The organism is Bacillus sp. ISO11 (assembly GCF_003458115.1).
Classification (GTDB): Bacteria; Bacillota; Bacilli; order Bacillales; family Bacillaceae_G; genus Bacillus_A; species Bacillus_A cereus.
This window is the reverse complement of record NZ_QXCO01000002.1, coordinates 139,090-153,506: the sequence shown is the minus strand read 5'-3', so window position 1 is coordinate 153,506 and position 14,417 is coordinate 139,090. Positions and strand designations below refer to the sequence as shown.

Below are 14,417 nucleotides of genomic sequence, written 5' to 3'. Positions count from 1 at the left end.
TTTTATTCCCCCGTTTTCTTACTTACAAACAATCTATATTCTATCGGATTATGAAAACTTAATTTACTAGCTAGTTTTTGCGAAGGAATATTGTCTACATAACAATCCCAGCACGGTGTAATATCATTTTGCATGCAATGCTCAACGAACCGTGTCGCAACAGCTTGAGCTAATCCTTTTCCTTGATATGCTTCATGTGTTGCGATATCTATTTCAGCATAACCATTCCCGCTAAATATTGAGACACATTCAGCTACAATTATCCCATCTTGTTCTATACAAAATCCAAAACCACTATTCAAAAACGTTTCTTTTGATCCCCAATATCCTTTGTAGTACTCCTCTTTAAATTCACTGCTTCGCTCTATATCTCTTCTATCAATACGCTTCACTTCATATGTATTTTTGTTACAATCTCGTTTTCTCTCCTCAAAGGTTACTCTTTGAAATTTCATTCGCGGGATGTTCCGAAGTGTATTACTAAAACGCTCTTCTAACATCATTTCCCACTCTTCACTTGAAGTAAAGAGTGTAAATCTCTTCTCTGTTTTCTCAATAGCTGTTTTTAAATACGAAAATAACTCTTCGTTATAATTTTGATCATCAGTATCACCAAATAAATAATAGATACCGTTAGCTGTAATAATTAATCCTGCTGTTAATTGCCCGTTTACAAAAACCTCACCATCTACCATTTGATCACATACCGCATAAGCAAATGTCGTCGTTCTTGTATTACTTTCCAAAATCGGAATGATTTTTCTATACTCGGCTACAGATAATTTTTTCATAATTGCTCCACTATAATCGTATCAGCCTCTATATGTTCAAAACAAAGATTTACCGTCCTCTTTAATGCTCTCGTTCTATGAATCGTACATGCTGGAATTAAAATAGAATCATTTGGCTTTAAAACCGCCGTTTCTCCATCTTCAAAATCAATAAGTAACTCTCCCTCTAGCACAATAAATAATTCATCCGAATTAGAATGATAGTGCCAATCATATTCACCAGTAAATACAGCGATGCGTAAGCAATGACTGTTTATGTTTGAAACGACGAAGTTTTTATGTTGATCTTGAATGTCTTTTGTTAATTCTATTAAGTTCACAGTTTCCATATTTCATCCCATCCTTCCATTAGTCGTTCTTCTGAAAAACCAACTTAGTCTCCACCACCTCCGCAATCTCCTCCGCCATCACTTGAGCTGCTACAATCGTTGCTACTGTAGTCACCGAATCCACTTGATGAGCTTGAATTGGATGAAGATTTTTTGCTTCTTTTTCTATCTTTTTTACTTTCATGACTAGGCCATACTTTATCAAATAATATAAAGAATAAGATTCCTTCTACCATAACAAGTATAACGCCTAAAATACTTTCAATAACATTGGGGGTTATCCCCAAACTTTTAAATATCCCACATAAATACAAGCAAAAAATCACATACAAGAACATACAAATATACCGAAATGTTTTCTCTATCGTAATGACTACTTTTTGTGAAAAAGGTATGTTCTGCTCCTGTTTTTTCTTTATGTACTTTTGTCTCTTTGCTTGCTTTTTCTTCCTCTTTTTACTCCCCATTGAATCCCCTCTTTTTATTATATAATTCTAAATTATCATAATAAAAAATGATTTACACCAATAAATAACAATTATTCACATGTTATTTCTCCATAAAAAAAGACCCTCCTCATAAAGGAAGGTCTCGAATGTATTTCTATTATGATAAAGCAGGAGCTTTTTCAAGAAGCTCTTTCGCATCAGCGTATTGTAAGCCGTGCGCTTCTGCAACTGCTTCGAATGTTACATAGCCATCTAATGTGTTAATACCTTTTAGTAATGCAGTGTTGCCTAAGCAAGCATCTTTGTAACCTTTGTTCGCAATTTGTACTGCATATGGTACTGTTACGTTTGTTAATGCAAGAGTTGACGTACGTGGAACTGCACCTGGCATATTAGCAACTGCATAATGAACAACGCCGTGTTTTTCGTAAGTTGGGTTGTCATGAGTTGTAATACGATCAGTTGTTTCGAAAATACCACCTTGGTCAATCGCGATATCTACAACGACAGAACCTGGTTCCATTGATTGAATCATTTCTTCAGTTACAAGTTTTGGCGCTTTTGCACCTGGAATTAATACTGCTCCAATAACAAGGTCAGATTCTTTAACAGCTTCTGCAATGTTGTATGGATTAGACATTAATGTTTTTACTTGGTTACCGAAAATATCATCTAATTGACGAAGACGTTCTGCACTTAAGTCAATGATTGTTACATCTGCACCTAAACCTACTGCAATCTTAGCTGCGTTTGTACCAGCTTGACCACCGCCGATGATTGTTACTTTGCCGCGTTTTACCCCTGGAACGCCTGCAAGTAAAATACCTTTACCACCTTTGTTTTTCTCAAGGAATTGTGCACCGATTTGTGCAGACATACGACCAGCTACTTCACTCATAGGTGCAAGTAATGGTAAAGAACGATTGTCTAATTGTACTGTTTCGTATGCGATTGATGCAACTTTGTTATCGATTAATGCTTTCGTTAATTCTGGTTCTGGAGCTAAGTGTAAGTATGTGAATAAAATTAAACCTTCACGGAAATAGCCGTATTCACTTGCTACTGGCTCTTTTACCTTCATAACCATATCTTGATTCCATGCTTCTTCAGCAGTTTCTACAAGTTTCGCACCAGCTTGTACGTATTCTTCATCCGTAAAGCCAGATCCTAAACCTGCTCCTTTTTGAACAAAAACTTCATGACCATTTTGTACTAAATGTACTGCTCCCGCTGGCGTCATTGCCACACGGTTTTCATTGTTTTTAATTTCTGTTGGAATACCGATACGCATGATTAGTTCCCCCTTGAGTTATGAAATGACCCCTGAATCATTTTTTTAAAGCGCTTTCTACGCTCTTATATTTTAACATAATATCTCAATATTTGACAAAAAAATAACACGAGTTTTCCGATAGATTTAATTTTATATTAAAGGACAGTATTATCCGCACCTCTCAGCACAATGGATAAACTGTCCAATTATTCGAAACTTCATCTTATTTTATTCTATCGATGTCTATGAATAACATCCACTGCACCAGTAACTTCAATAATTGTACCGGTAATCATATCGGAATCGTCCTCACATAAAAACGAAATGGTTCTTGCAATATCTTCACCTGTTCCAGATCTACCAATCGGTGTGTTATGCTCTTTCAGCTGACGTGCTTCTTGAATAGTTGCCTCTTTCATCTCGCCTATAATATCACCAGGACATACCATGTTCGCAGTAATACCATACTCCGCTTCTTCATAAGCAACTGTTTTCGTTAATGAAACAAGTCCTACTTTCGCTGCGGCAAAAGCTGAACGATAAATCCATCCCGGTGCACTATCCGCCCCTTGAAATCCGTAATTAATAATACGGCCAAAGTTCTGTTTTCTCATGACCGGAACGACAAGTTTTAATAAATGAAATACCGCTGTTAAATTTCCCTGAATCATTTCATTCCATTCATCTTCTTCATAATTAACTAACTTTTTTCGTTCAAATACATATGGACCAGCATTATTAATTAAAAAGTCAATTTTGCCAAAACGGCTCATCGCTTCTTCTACTATTTTATGTAAATCTTCCTTTTTCGTGACATCCGCTTGCACGAATTGTAGACGCTCTTCCACATCTTTATATGTTTCTTTCATCGTTTCCATAGCCGTGGTATCGCTATGGTACGTTACTGTTACTGAATAGCCTTTAGCCAATAACTTTTCTGTTACTTGCTTTCCTAAACCTTTCGTACCGGCTGTAATGAGCGCATGTCTCACAAAACTGCCCCCTTTTAAATTGCTATACTTCATATGTAACAAGTTCTCGCTCCAATTACAACTAAAATGAATTGAAACAGAGTTTTCAAAATTCTGTAACGTTTCTGGCAAGCACGTTACCAAAATTTGTTTTATAATTAAGTTGTAAACAGTTATAAAACAGATTGGGAGGAATTTACTATGAATAATACATATACAAATATTTTAATCGCGGTGGATGGTTCTAAAGAAGCAGAAAAAGCCTTTAAAAAAGCAATTCAAGTCGCAAAGCGCAACAATGCAACATTAACAATTGCTCATATCGTTGATGTAAAAGCATACTCAGCAGTAGAAGCTTATAGCCGTGCAATTGCTGAACGGGCAAATCTATTTGCAGAAGACTTATTAGAAGACTACAAAAAAACTGCGCTTGAAGCTGGTCTTGAAAAAATTGAAACTGTATTAGAATTCGGTAATCCTAAATCAAAAATTTCAAAAGAAATCGCTCCAAACCATAAAGTAGATTTAATTATGTGTGGTGCGACTGGTTTAAATGCTGTTGAGCGTTTCCTAATTGGTAGCGTCTCTGAACATATTATTCGCTATGCGAAATGCGATGTCCTTGTTGTTCGTGGTGATGAAGAGCAAGGTGAGCTTTAATTTATAGATAAAACACCAAGTCCACATAGGCTTGGTGTTTTTCATTTTATAAACTTCACTATAAACACAAGACATGCTACGACAACAACGGTAATTGCCAACACTTAAGGCGGAAGAAACTTCAAAGACCATAACGCCATCATGATTGTCGCGATCGTTAAGTACGTTTGCTTTGCACCCTCTGTCATTTTTTTACGAAGTAAGAAGACGTACAAATAGCCGATTGGCGGCGTAATGAAGCAAAGAACATATATGATTTTTGATTTTAAATACCATTTTTGTTCTCCAAGTTTCTTTATATCTCCTTCAATTCTCTTACTCTCTTGTTCTTTCGCTTCTTCTACAAGCTGGTCTTCCTCTTCTCCTCGCTTTTCTTTCATATAAGGAAGAAAGTGCATAAAAAAATAGTATGCGAATACGAACGCTCCAAATCCAATATTTAATCTTTCTAATGGAATATGTTCACTAAAAAAAGCAGCAGTAAGCACTAAAGACAAACAGTATGTCATCATCCAAAATGAATGTTTTCTCTTTTTCCGTTCCATTTCTTTTTCACCTTGTATATCTTTTCTTTTCGAAATCCATATAGAAATAAAGCAATCTACTACAAATAGAGCAAAAATAAATATCGCAACGTGTACTGTTTCTAAATCCTCAAATGAAAAGATATTTGGGAATGCAACGTGTAATACAATTAGCGTGTACAAAATTAACCCTATAAAATAAATACGTCTCATTTTTCATCCCTTTCTTATTTCCTAACATTACGTTAACATACATTTTTTAGAAATAGACGGACAAAATATATATGTGTAAAAAAGGAGGATGCAACATGGATGATTCTGAACGTATTATTTTAGATGTGAATGGGAAAGAACTCGAAATGCTAGATACGATTCGTACTCATTTTAAAGAGAAACATGGCGTTGAACTAAGTAACGGTGCATTACTTAGAGATTTGATGGATATTGAGTATATTCGAATTACGGAAGATCGACATAAGTATGATTAAAAGAAAAACGACTGCAGGCGAATGCCATCAGTCGTTTTTTTTCTTTATTTAAGCTCTTGATGCTTCCCGCCCATACCACCTTGCTCATTGCTATCTTGGTGTACAGTTAGTTTATTTGTTTTCGTATCTTTTAAAACTCTATATGTATATGATTCATTTGGTTCATCTTTAAACTGCACATTCATTCCATACGAATCCATTTTGCTATAAAAGGCCGGTTTTATATATAAAATATCACTTTCTTTATATCCTTTATCTTGCAAATGCCACATCGTTGCGATAATCGCTTCTTCTCGCTTTTCTTTTTCACCAACATACATATATTTGTCCAAAAGAAACACTTTAGCATTTGCAATTAAACTAATTACCAGTACAATGATAAACACTATTTTTTTCATAGACTTCCCCTAAATTGTTATTTTTTACTATATTGTAACTTAAATATTATTAAAAAACAAAGTACGCCAGACTTTACTAGACTGGCGTACTTCCCAACTCAATTCTTAATAAATTCTTTCGTTAACCCCTTCGCCTTCTCCAAAGCGTTTTTGATTTGTTCAAATCCTGTTCCACCCGAACTATTACGACGCTTTACAGCCGCATATGGTGAAAGAACTTCATACAAATCTTCTTCAAATAAAGAGCTCATTTCTTGATATGTTTCAAGCGGGACATCTAATAAATAAATTCCTTTTTGTGTGCAATGTAGCACTAACTTCCCAACAATTTCATGAGCTTGACGGAATGGTAGTCCTTTGTTCGCTAAATAGTCGGCAATTTCTGTTGCGTTGGAGAAATCTTGCGTCACAGCTTGCCCCATTTTTTCTTTGTTTACAGTCATCGTTTCAAGCATGCCCGCCATAATATGAAGGCATCCTTCTACTGTTTTTACTGTATCAAACATTCCTTCTTTATCTTCTTGCAAGTCTTTATTGTAAGCGAGCGGTAATCCTTTCATTACTGTAAGTAAACTGAATAAATTACCGTATACTCTGCCTGTTTTACCACGGATTAGTTCCGCCATATCCGGGTTTTTCTTTTGCGGCATAATGCTGCTTCCAGTTGCGTATTGATCGCTCATTTCAATAAATTGAAACTCTTGGCTACTCCATAAAATAAGTTCTTCACAAAAGCGCGATAAGTGCATCATAAGCAGAGATGAGTTACTTAAAAACTCCAAGATGAAATCACGATCGCTTACTGCATCTAAACTATTTTCATATATTCCATTAAATCCAAGAAGCTCCGCACTATACTCTCGGTCAATCGGGAATGTCGTCCCAGCTAGCGCTCCTGCTCCTAATGGGGAGATATTAATACGCTTTAACGAATCTTCATAACGATTTACATCACGCTCTAACATCCAAAAGTAAGCGAGAATATGATGAGCAAATGAAATCGGCTGAGCACGTTGCAAATGCGTATAGCCAGGCATAATCGTTTCAATATTATTTTCTGCTTGATGAACAAGAACAGTTTGCAATTGTTTTGTAGCTTTTATAATATGTTCTACCTTTTCTTTTAAATACAAATGCATATCTGTCGCTACTTGATCATTACGACTTCGGCCAGTGTGAAGTTTTCCTCCTACTTCGCCAATTTGTTCAATTAACATTTTTTCGATGTTTAAATGAATATCCTCTGCTTCTACTAAAAATTGTAGCTTATTCTCTTTTGCTTCTTTCAATAAATATTGAAGACCTATCTTTATTTTCTCTGCTTCTTCTTTCGTAACGATGCCTTGCTTTGCTAGCATCGTTACGTGTGCAATACTCCCGTTTATATCTTGATTTACTAATTGTTGATCGAAAGAGATGGATGCTCCAAACTCTTCAACCCACGCTTCCGCTTCTTCAGTAAAACGTCCGCCCCAAAGTTTGCTCACGCTTCCACCTTCTTTTGATTCACTTGGCTGTATACTTTCGTCGGTAAACCAAATAATGAAATGAATCCAACTGCTGCATCATGATTAAATTCGTCCTGGGCAGTATATGTTGCTAATTTTTCATCGTATAAAGAGTATTCAGATTTACGTCCTTCTACAATCGCATGACCTTTAAATAATTTCACACGCACTGTACCTGTTACATTCTTTTGCGTTTCTTGTAAAAATGCATGAAGCGCTTGTTTTAAAGGTGAGAACCATAAACCGTTATAAATAAGTTCTGTTATTTTCTGTTCAATCACTGGTTTAAAATGCGCTACTTCTTTTACGTGTGTTAAATCTTCCAACTCTTTATGCGCAGTGATTAACGTCATTGCTGCTGGGCATTCGTATACTTCACGAGATTTAATACCGACAAGACGATTTTCTACGTGATCAATACGTCCAACGCCGTGTTTTCCAGCAAGCGCATTTAACGTTTTAATTAATTCTGCAAGTGAATATGCAGTGCCATTTAAAGTAGTCGGTACGCCCGCTTCAAATCCGATTTCTACAAACTCTGGTTTATTCGGTGTATCTTCTAACGCTAATGTCATCTCATATGCATCTTCTGGCGGCGCTGCCCATGGATCTTCTAAAATTCCACATTCGTTGCTGCGTCCCCATAAGTTTTGATCGATTGAAAACGGGCTATCTAAATTAATCGGAATTGGTACATCGTTTTCTTTTGCATATGCAATTTCTTCTTCACGTGACCATTTCCATTCACGTACAGGCGCAATCACTTCTAAGTAAGGATTTAATGCTTGGATAGAAACTTCAAAACGAACTTGGTCATTTCCTTTTCCTGTACATCCGTGTGCAACTGCAGTTGCGCCTTCTTGTTCTGCGATTTCTACTAATTTCTTCGCAATAAGCGGACGAGATAATGCAGAGACAAGAGGGTATTTTCCTTCGTATAATGTGTGTGCTTGCATCGCCATCAATGCATATTCGCTTGCAAATTCTTCTTGAACGTCAATCATATATGATTTAATTGCACCTACTGAAAGTGCCTTTTCCTTTACAAATGCTAAGTCTTTACCTTCCCCTAAGTCTAAACAAAGCGCGATAATATCATAATTCTTCTCTTGTAACCATTTAATTGCAACGGAAGTATCAAGACCTCCGGAATATGCTAATACAACTTTTTTCTTCTCCATTTTGCATCCCCCTAAAGAATAAATATTCATTTTCTTTTATAATAATTCACACTTTAACACCTTTCACAAAATGTATCAAGAGTCATTTTCAAATTTTTTCAAACAATTTCGTCGAACTTCTTTCTGTTTTTCTGTACAATATAAGCAGGAAAACGGGGGTGAACTTATGGAAAAGTATTTCTTATACGATGAACATCTAGGAATTGAAATTCCACATTTACAAGAAGACTGGGAAGAAATCCCCGAAAAAATGCAACATGCTATTTTACTAAAATGGGAACAAGTTCGCGGGAAAATTCCTGATCGTATAAAAGAACTTGAGCACTATATTAATAAAAAACAACATTATTTAAATAACGAAGAAGACTTCGAAGTTTCTTGTAAACTAAATTCAGAAATTGCCGATCTTGCTTCCATCATTAATGACCTTTGGCTTTGGTATCGACTCACTCAAAATGTATCTGAGGGGAAAGCACACCAATGAAAAAAGCATGCCCCTCAATTACTTTGGGTCATGCTTTTTTTGTCGTAACATGATTTACAATATATCTCTTGTGCTGTTTTTGCCAAACACACATCAAAAGGGCCAACTAATATACTTCTTTCTTTCGGCAACTTTACAAAAGCAACAAGCTCTTCTTCATATTGAATTTTTTTCTGACATGAAATACATATTAATTCTTTTCTTTTGAACATTTCTTTTAGCATACCTTCACTCTCCCCTTCATCTATCTATATTAATATACTCTCATAATAGTTAAGACTTGTAAAAAAATGACACATTCCGAATCGAATGATTCATATACTATGTACAAAAGGAGGTCTACAGCTTATGCGTGCTTTCGTTATTATCGCTTTAACTTTTTTAAGTGTGATTAGTTGGGATGCGTTTTTCAAAGATAAAAGTGATGAAAAGAATACAACGGAATAAAACCTTTTTTTCTTACTTATTGGACAAACCGTTACAAACTGTCCAATCCTCCGAAATAACTTAGGCTTTTCTACAAAAATATTTAAACATAACATTTTTTGTAGATTCCCTCCGTTTATTGTCGGTTTCCATCCGCATACATTTTTTAAAAGTATGATATAATAGTATAAATCTTGAAGGAAGGGATTTTGATATCATGATCGCTCGAAGGAGCATGTGGCATCGTATTGACGAATCATACACGTAGCGTATTTTTCAGCTCAGATACTTTAGTCTAGCGAAAAAAATACGAGAGTGGGGAAATTATGATTGCCCGAAGGATAATTTGGCAAAAAAAAGACTCTTCTTACACATAGCGTTTTGTTTAGGACTTAATTGTTATAACTAAACAAAACAAAGAAGAGCAGGATTGCTAAATGAAGAATCCTACTCCACGTTTTGTTTAGTCGTTTTAAGACTTAAACTAAAACGAAGGTAGGGAGAATTGATGGACGAGAGGATTATTCGTTATTTCTTCAGCGACATATAGCGTAGTTAGTTTTTTCGTAAACTAACTGAAAGCTACATGTGAGCTCGTAGTTAGTTTACAACACAAAAAGGACTACTAACTACGGAAAGAAGGAATAACGATGAGGAACATCCAAAGTCGGCAAATTATTAAAGAAATTTTTATGGTTTTAATCGGTTCATTTATTTTAGCAGCAGCGCTATATCACATTCACTTCCAAAACCACTTAACAGAAGGTGGCTTTGTAGGAATTGCACTATTCATTCAAAACTTTTATGATATTTCACCATCTATTTCAACTGTATTAATGGATATCCCAATTATTTTACTGTGTGCTTCATTTTTAGGTAGAAAAATGGTTGGCTATTCATTCCTAGGTTCAATTTCATTCGGAGTATTTTATTCCTTTATGGAAAATTATTCTCCATTTACGGTAGATTTATCAAATAACTTATTTATAGCTGCAGTAGTTGGCGGTGCGTTAGCTGGTATTGGACTCGGTTTTATATTGCGATTTGGCGGTGCAACCGGTGGAGACGATATTTTAACAATTGTATTAAGTAAACGAACTCGTTTTACAATTGGGCAAATTTTCTTCGTCTTTGACGCGATTGTTCTTGCGCTTTCATTATATTATTTAAATTGGACAGAAATTGCTTTTACTATTCTTTCGATTGCCGTACAGGCAAAAACATTGGATTTAATTTATTATCCAAAAACAGAAAAAACAGCAGAAAAGCAGCCAGTATCTGTTCCAATGTCTAAAAAACATGCAACAAATTAAAAAAGCGAAAGGCTTCGGCCTCTCGCTTTTTTTATGCTCTTTTTTCTTTCTCGACTATATGGCGCACTTGATAAAATCTATTTGCAAATTCAGTAACGTTTCTTGTTAAACGATAATTCACTGTAGATCCAATTGCCATTCCAATTACCGGTATACCTTGGAATAATTTACGACGAAGAGCATAAATCGAAAATGTCTTCAAAATTTGTTTTAACACAACCTCAGTAGAAGCTGTTTGTAGCACTGCTTCGTCTCCTTCGTAGAAGAACGAATCTTCTTGCTCCAGCTCTTGCAATAAATTGTACCATGCATATTGCTGAAGTCTTCCTGGTAGTAATGACGCATGAAACACCTTTAACGCAAGCATCATTTCATACGGCTTGTTCACATCATGTCCAAATGATGTTGCAATAAGTTGGACTGCCTTCACATTTAATGCGATCATAACCGGAAAATCCGCCGTTAATAATAATAAACCTCCAGCACCTGTTGCCCCGCCTTGTACAAATGAATATAGACGATGACGTGCTGTTTGCTGCTCTGCTATGTATGTTAATTGATCAATAGATAATGCTTTCAAATCTTCAAGCTGTTCAATCGATTCATCAAATAATCTTGATGTTCCTAAAATCCGATTACGTGCATCTAACTGTGCTTGTGAACTTTGAATAAATGCATGCAAATGAAAGAGCCATCCATCTGCTTTCGTGAAGAATTCTTTTCGCTTTTTCTCAGGTAATTTCGCAACTGTAGTATGTAACCATTTATCAAACACTTTTTGAAAATCGGTCGCTTCTTGCTCAACTAATTGCGCTTCCCATTCTTTTATATTGTCTAAAATGGCTTGTTCTCGCTTCGATCGCATCGTAACAACCACCTCGTTCGATTTTTTTCTATTGTAACATATTTCTGCTTATTCTTTGCAAATATGCTTGTCTATCTTTATTCACATACCATTTTTGAATGGCATAAAATATTAACAAAAAGGATGAGATAAATCACATGAATCTATCCGATATAAAAAAAGAATATAATGCGGTATTCAGCTTAGGACAAAACTGCTGGCCTGCTTGGGCATTATATCAATTAGAATTATCACCATTTTTTGGCGTTATTGATTTTATGCTAAGCCCCTCATTAGAAAAAGTGAATGTATTATTACAAAATCGATTTGACCGCTTTTTAAATTTCGAAAATTTATCCTTCATCTCATTTTGGGATGATGATGCAAAATTAAGATTAAGGGACAACCTTTATGAAATTGACTCCTGTCATGACTTTAAAACAGATGTAAACACACCAACTTCTTGGCCTTCTTATACAGAAATTAAGTTAAATTATGAACATCGTATTAATCGTTTTCTAGCTACAATTGAAACGGCCGAATCCATATTATTTATTCGAACTGGAGGAACATATGAAGAAGCATGTTCCCTAGAACAAATTTTATCTCAAATCGTTACACATACATTCTCTGTCCTGTTACTAATTCCTGCCGATATACCAACTATCACCCAAGAAGATTGGGGATTACAACGTGTTTGCGTTATGAAATGTCCTATTATGGATGTATACCAATACAATGAAGCATTTTGGAAAGACTTATTTGATGGAATTACGATTAGACCACATTCTTAAATACATGACACCTTTACTCCAAAAAATATTATAATCTTCCTTATACAAAAAAATAAGGAGTGATTGTATATGTATCCACGTGCAAAGGCTTTTGGCATTGCTATACATCACGGGCGTCTTCTCGTACAAGAATATCATTCAGCCGATGAAACATTTTACCGACCTCTTGGTGGTTCAATTGAACTTGGTGAACAATCAGCACATACCGTTATTCGTGAATTTAGGGAAGAGCTTCATACAGAAGTGGAAATCACCAATTATTTAGGCTGTTTAGAAAATGTCTTTCATCTAGATGGAGACATTGGTCATGAAATTATTCAACTATATTCTTTGCGTTTATTAGACACGTCACTATATGAAATGAAAATATTAAATATACAAGATGAGGAAACAGTAGCATATGCGAAATGGATTCCTATTACGGCATTCATTCAGAAAGAAAAAATATTATATCCGGATGGAGTTTTAAAATACATCCAAAAGAAAAAAGACGAAATCCTATAGGATCTCGTCTTTTTTTTCATATATTAACCAATATCTCCAAGACGTAGTACGTCACGAGCAATCATAACTTCTTCGTCAGTTGGAATTACGATAATTTTTACTGGAGAGTGTGGGAAGCTGATGAATGCTTCTTCACCGAATACGTTATTACGTTTTGCATCGAAGTATACGCCCATGTACTCAAGGCCTTCTAATACGCGCTCACGAATAATCGCACTGTTTTCACCTACACCAGCTGTGAAGATGATTGCGTCTACACCTTTCATACGAGCAGTGTAAGAACCGATGTATTTGTGGATACGGCTTACGAATACATCAAGTGCTACTTTCGCACGGTGGTCGCCTTCTTCTTCTTTCGCAATGATGTCACGTAGGTCACTAGAGTAACCAGTAAGACCTAACATACCACTCTTCTTGTTTAATACGTTAACTACTTCTTCTACTGTTTGGCCTGTTTTTTCCATGATGTATGGAATTAACGCAGGGTCAAGGTTACCAGAACGTGTACCCATTGTTACACCAGCAAGTGGAGTGAAGCCCATAGAAGTATCAATAGATTTACCGCCTTCTACTGCTGCGATACTTGCACCGTTACCTAAGTGACAAGAAAGTAAGCTTAAGCTTTCAATTGGACGACCTAATAATTCAGCCGCACGCTCAGTTACATATTTATGAGAAGTTCCGTGGAAACCGTATTTACGGATGCCGAATTTTTCATAGTACTCATATGGTAAGCTGTATAGGAATGCAGATTCCGGCATTGTTTGGTGGAATGCTGTATCGAATACTGCTACTGCTGGTACGTTTGGTAATACTTCTTGGAATGCTTTAATACCAACAACGTTTGCTGGGTTATGAAGTGGTGCTAAATCGCTTAATTCTTCGATATCAGCTAATACTTCATCAGTAATTAAAACAGAGTCAGCAAATTTTTCGCCGCCGTGAACAACACGGTGACCGATACCGCCAATCTCATCTAGAGATTTAACGATTCCGTTTTCAGTTAACTTTTTAAGAAGCATATTAACTGCTACTGCGTGATCTGGAATGTTTGTAATTTCTTTTTGTTTTTCGCCATCTACAGTAATAGTGAAGATACTATCTTCTAAACCGATACGTTCTACTAAACCTTTTGTTAATACTGTTTCACTTGGCATTTCAAATAATTGGAATTTTAAGGAAGAGCTTCCTGCGTTAATCGCGATGATTTTTGACATCTAGTCTTTCGCCCCTTTTTCTCTTGGTAGTTGTGTGGATGTTTCCACAAACCGCTCGATTTTATCTGATCAAATTCACTAAATATGAAAACGTTTCATCATTAGCAAATTTTATACTCACGATTTTAATTTAAACATCGTCCGACATATATTTCAAGTGAAAAAATTGTAACACCAAGAAAAAATATATATTACAGATTTCAAAAAAATTCAGTTAAATCTTGTATATATTTAAAAATATGACATATTATATAAAACTGTAC

At 35.6% G+C, this 14,417-nt stretch carries 17 protein-coding genes and 1 pseudogene; 6 read left to right on the top strand and 12 right to left on the bottom strand.

Annotated elements, in window-relative coordinates; translation table 11 throughout:
- Positions 1 to 2 precede the first annotated feature (2 nt).
- The 5 genes from D1166_RS02730 to D1166_RS02710 form a co-directional block, all read right to left on the bottom strand.
- Positions 3 to 791 (bottom strand): GNAT family N-acetyltransferase, encoded by a 789-nt coding sequence (locus tag D1166_RS02730; protein WP_097861920.1) that lies wholly within the window; start codon positions 789 to 791, stop codon positions 3 to 5.
- Positions 788 to 1,120: a cupin domain-containing protein gene (locus D1166_RS02725; RefSeq protein WP_000450931.1), complete on the bottom strand. Its 333-nt coding sequence runs from the start codon at positions 1,118 to 1,120 to the stop codon at positions 788 to 790. The genes D1166_RS02730 and D1166_RS02725 overlap by 4 nt, the downstream gene beginning before the upstream one ends.
- Before the next feature lie 44 nt (positions 1,121 to 1,164).
- Positions 1,165 to 1,587, bottom strand: coding sequence for a hypothetical protein (locus tag D1166_RS02720; protein ID WP_097814246.1), 423 nt, complete (start codon positions 1,585 to 1,587; stop codon positions 1,165 to 1,167).
- A 139-nt stretch (positions 1,588 to 1,726) separates the two neighbouring features.
- The gene (gene ald / locus D1166_RS02715) at positions 1,727 to 2,860 is read right to left on the bottom strand and encodes an alanine dehydrogenase (protein ID WP_001219402.1); all 1,134 of its coding nucleotides are present in this window, start codon (positions 2,858 to 2,860) and stop codon (positions 1,727 to 1,729) included.
- Positions 2,861 to 3,075: 215 nt separating this feature from the next.
- A complete protein-coding gene (locus tag D1166_RS02710) occupies positions 3,076 to 3,867 on the bottom strand; it encodes an SDR family oxidoreductase (protein ID WP_097861925.1) in 792 nt (263 codons plus the stop codon).
- Between the two features lie 147 nt (positions 3,868 to 4,014).
- Between D1166_RS02710 and D1166_RS02705 the strand changes: the two genes are divergently transcribed.
- Positions 4,015 to 4,473, top strand: a complete 459-nt coding sequence (locus tag D1166_RS02705; RefSeq protein WP_001066673.1) for a universal stress protein — start codon at positions 4,015 to 4,017, stop codon at positions 4,471 to 4,473.
- A gap of 41 nt (positions 4,474 to 4,514) precedes the next feature.
- Here the strand turns inward: D1166_RS02705 and D1166_RS02700 are convergent.
- Positions 4,515 to 5,210 (bottom strand): annotated as a pseudogene (locus tag D1166_RS02700) (hypothetical protein).
- A gap of 95 nt (positions 5,211 to 5,305) precedes the next feature.
- Between D1166_RS02700 and D1166_RS02695 the strand changes: the two are divergent.
- On the top strand, positions 5,306 to 5,485 hold the full coding sequence (locus D1166_RS02695) for a hypothetical protein (RefSeq protein ID WP_000342765.1): 180 nt from the start codon (positions 5,306 to 5,308) through the stop codon (positions 5,483 to 5,485).
- A gap of 44 nt (positions 5,486 to 5,529) precedes the next feature.
- Here D1166_RS02695 and D1166_RS02690 read toward each other — a convergent pair whose 3' ends face one another.
- The 3 genes from D1166_RS02690 to D1166_RS02680 all read right to left on the bottom strand — a co-directional run bounded on the left by D1166_RS02690 (position 5,530) and on the right by D1166_RS02680 (position 8,572).
- Positions 5,530 to 5,883 carry a DUF3139 domain-containing protein gene (locus tag D1166_RS02690; protein WP_000724675.1) on the bottom strand — a complete coding sequence of 118 codons (354 nt, stop codon included), beginning with the start codon at positions 5,881 to 5,883 and terminating at the stop codon, positions 5,530 to 5,532.
- A 98-nt stretch (positions 5,884 to 5,981) separates the two neighbouring features.
- Entirely contained in the window at positions 5,982 to 7,370 is a 1,389-nt protein-coding gene (gene argH, locus D1166_RS02685; protein ID WP_097861921.1) for an argininosuccinate lyase, read from the bottom strand.
- The gene (locus tag D1166_RS02680; RefSeq protein WP_053514531.1) at positions 7,367 to 8,572 is read right to left on the bottom strand and encodes an argininosuccinate synthase; all 1,206 of its coding nucleotides are present in this window, start codon (positions 8,570 to 8,572) and stop codon (positions 7,367 to 7,369) included. Before D1166_RS02680 ends, argH begins: the two co-directional genes overlap by 4 nt.
- 166 nt (positions 8,573 to 8,738) lie before the next feature.
- On the opposite strand from D1166_RS02680, the gene D1166_RS02675 reads away from it, so the two are divergent.
- Positions 8,739 to 9,056, top strand: coding sequence for a hypothetical protein (locus D1166_RS02675; protein ID WP_000417216.1), 318 nt, complete (start codon positions 8,739 to 8,741; stop codon positions 9,054 to 9,056).
- A 14-nt stretch (positions 9,057 to 9,070) separates the two neighbouring features.
- Here the strand turns inward: D1166_RS02675 and D1166_RS02670 are convergent, their stop codons facing one another.
- Positions 9,071 to 9,280, bottom strand: a complete 210-nt coding sequence (locus D1166_RS02670) for a hypothetical protein (RefSeq protein WP_000910674.1) — start codon at positions 9,278 to 9,280, stop codon at positions 9,071 to 9,073.
- 852 nt (positions 9,281 to 10,132) lie between these two features.
- Here D1166_RS02670 and D1166_RS02665 point away from each other — a divergent pair.
- Complete coding sequence (locus D1166_RS02665) at positions 10,133 to 10,795, top strand: YitT family protein (protein ID WP_001244515.1); 663 nt, start codon at positions 10,133 to 10,135, stop codon at positions 10,793 to 10,795.
- A gap of 31 nt (positions 10,796 to 10,826) precedes the next feature.
- Here the strand turns inward: D1166_RS02665 and D1166_RS02660 are convergent, their stop codons facing one another.
- The gene (locus D1166_RS02660; protein ID WP_001256853.1) at positions 10,827 to 11,660 is read right to left on the bottom strand and encodes an EcsC family protein; all 834 of its coding nucleotides are present in this window, start codon (positions 11,658 to 11,660) and stop codon (positions 10,827 to 10,829) included.
- A gap of 137 nt (positions 11,661 to 11,797) precedes the next feature.
- Here D1166_RS02660 and D1166_RS02655 point away from each other — a divergent pair, with 137 nt between their 5' ends.
- Positions 11,798 to 12,433 carry a DUF1796 family putative cysteine peptidase gene (locus tag D1166_RS02655; RefSeq protein WP_001053732.1) on the top strand — a complete coding sequence of 212 codons (636 nt, stop codon included), beginning with the start codon at positions 11,798 to 11,800 and terminating at the stop codon, positions 12,431 to 12,433.
- Between the two features lie 69 nt (positions 12,434 to 12,502).
- Positions 12,503 to 12,937, top strand: coding sequence for an NUDIX hydrolase (locus D1166_RS02650; protein WP_000283468.1), 435 nt, complete (start codon positions 12,503 to 12,505; stop codon positions 12,935 to 12,937).
- Between the two features lie 23 nt (positions 12,938 to 12,960).
- Here the strand turns inward: D1166_RS02650 and ackA are convergent, their stop codons facing one another.
- On the bottom strand, positions 12,961 to 14,154 hold the full coding sequence (gene ackA, locus D1166_RS02645) for an acetate kinase (protein WP_000034575.1): 1,194 nt from the start codon (positions 14,152 to 14,154) through the stop codon (positions 12,961 to 12,963).
- Between the last annotated feature and the right edge of the window lie 263 nt (positions 14,155 to 14,417).

Bases quoted from the DNA above. Each gene is read 5' to 3' on its own strand.
- D1166_RS02730 (WP_097861920.1), bottom strand. From the start codon at position 791: ATGAAAAAATTATCTGTAGCCGAGTATAGAAAAATCATTCCGATTTTG.
- D1166_RS02725 (WP_000450931.1), bottom strand. From the start codon at position 1,120: ATGGAAACTGTGAACTTAATAGAATTAACAAAAGACATTCAAGATCAA.
- D1166_RS02720 (WP_097814246.1), bottom strand. From the start codon at position 1,587: ATGGGGAGTAAAAAGAGGAAGAAAAAGCAAGCAAAGAGACAAAAGTAC.
- ald (WP_001219402.1), bottom strand. From the start codon at position 2,860: ATGCGTATCGGTATTCCAACAGAAATTAAAAACAATGAAAACCGTGTG.
- D1166_RS02710 (WP_097861925.1), bottom strand. From the start codon at position 3,867: ATGAAGTATAGCAATTTAAAAGGGGGCAGTTTTGTGAGACATGCGCTC.
- D1166_RS02705 (WP_001066673.1), top strand. From the start codon at position 4,015: ATGAATAATACATATACAAATATTTTAATCGCGGTGGATGGTTCTAAA.
- D1166_RS02695 (WP_000342765.1), top strand. From the start codon at position 5,306: ATGGATGATTCTGAACGTATTATTTTAGATGTGAATGGGAAAGAACTC.
- D1166_RS02690 (WP_000724675.1), bottom strand. From the start codon at position 5,883: ATGAAAAAAATAGTGTTTATCATTGTACTGGTAATTAGTTTAATTGCA.
- D1166_RS02680 (WP_053514531.1), bottom strand. From the start codon at position 8,572: ATGGAGAAGAAAAAAGTTGTATTAGCATATTCCGGAGGTCTTGATACT.
- D1166_RS02675 (WP_000417216.1), top strand. From the start codon at position 8,739: ATGGAAAAGTATTTCTTATACGATGAACATCTAGGAATTGAAATTCCA.
- D1166_RS02670 (WP_000910674.1), bottom strand. From the start codon at position 9,280: ATGCTAAAAGAAATGTTCAAAAGAAAAGAATTAATATGTATTTCATGT.
- D1166_RS02665 (WP_001244515.1), top strand. From the start codon at position 10,133: ATGAGGAACATCCAAAGTCGGCAAATTATTAAAGAAATTTTTATGGTT.
- D1166_RS02660 (WP_001256853.1), bottom strand. From the start codon at position 11,660: ATGCGATCGAAGCGAGAACAAGCCATTTTAGACAATATAAAAGAATGG.
- D1166_RS02655 (WP_001053732.1), top strand. From the start codon at position 11,798: ATGAATCTATCCGATATAAAAAAAGAATATAATGCGGTATTCAGCTTA.
- D1166_RS02650 (WP_000283468.1), top strand. From the start codon at position 12,503: ATGTATCCACGTGCAAAGGCTTTTGGCATTGCTATACATCACGGGCGT.
- ackA (WP_000034575.1), bottom strand. From the start codon at position 14,154: ATGTCAAAAATCATCGCGATTAACGCAGGAAGCTCTTCCTTAAAATTC.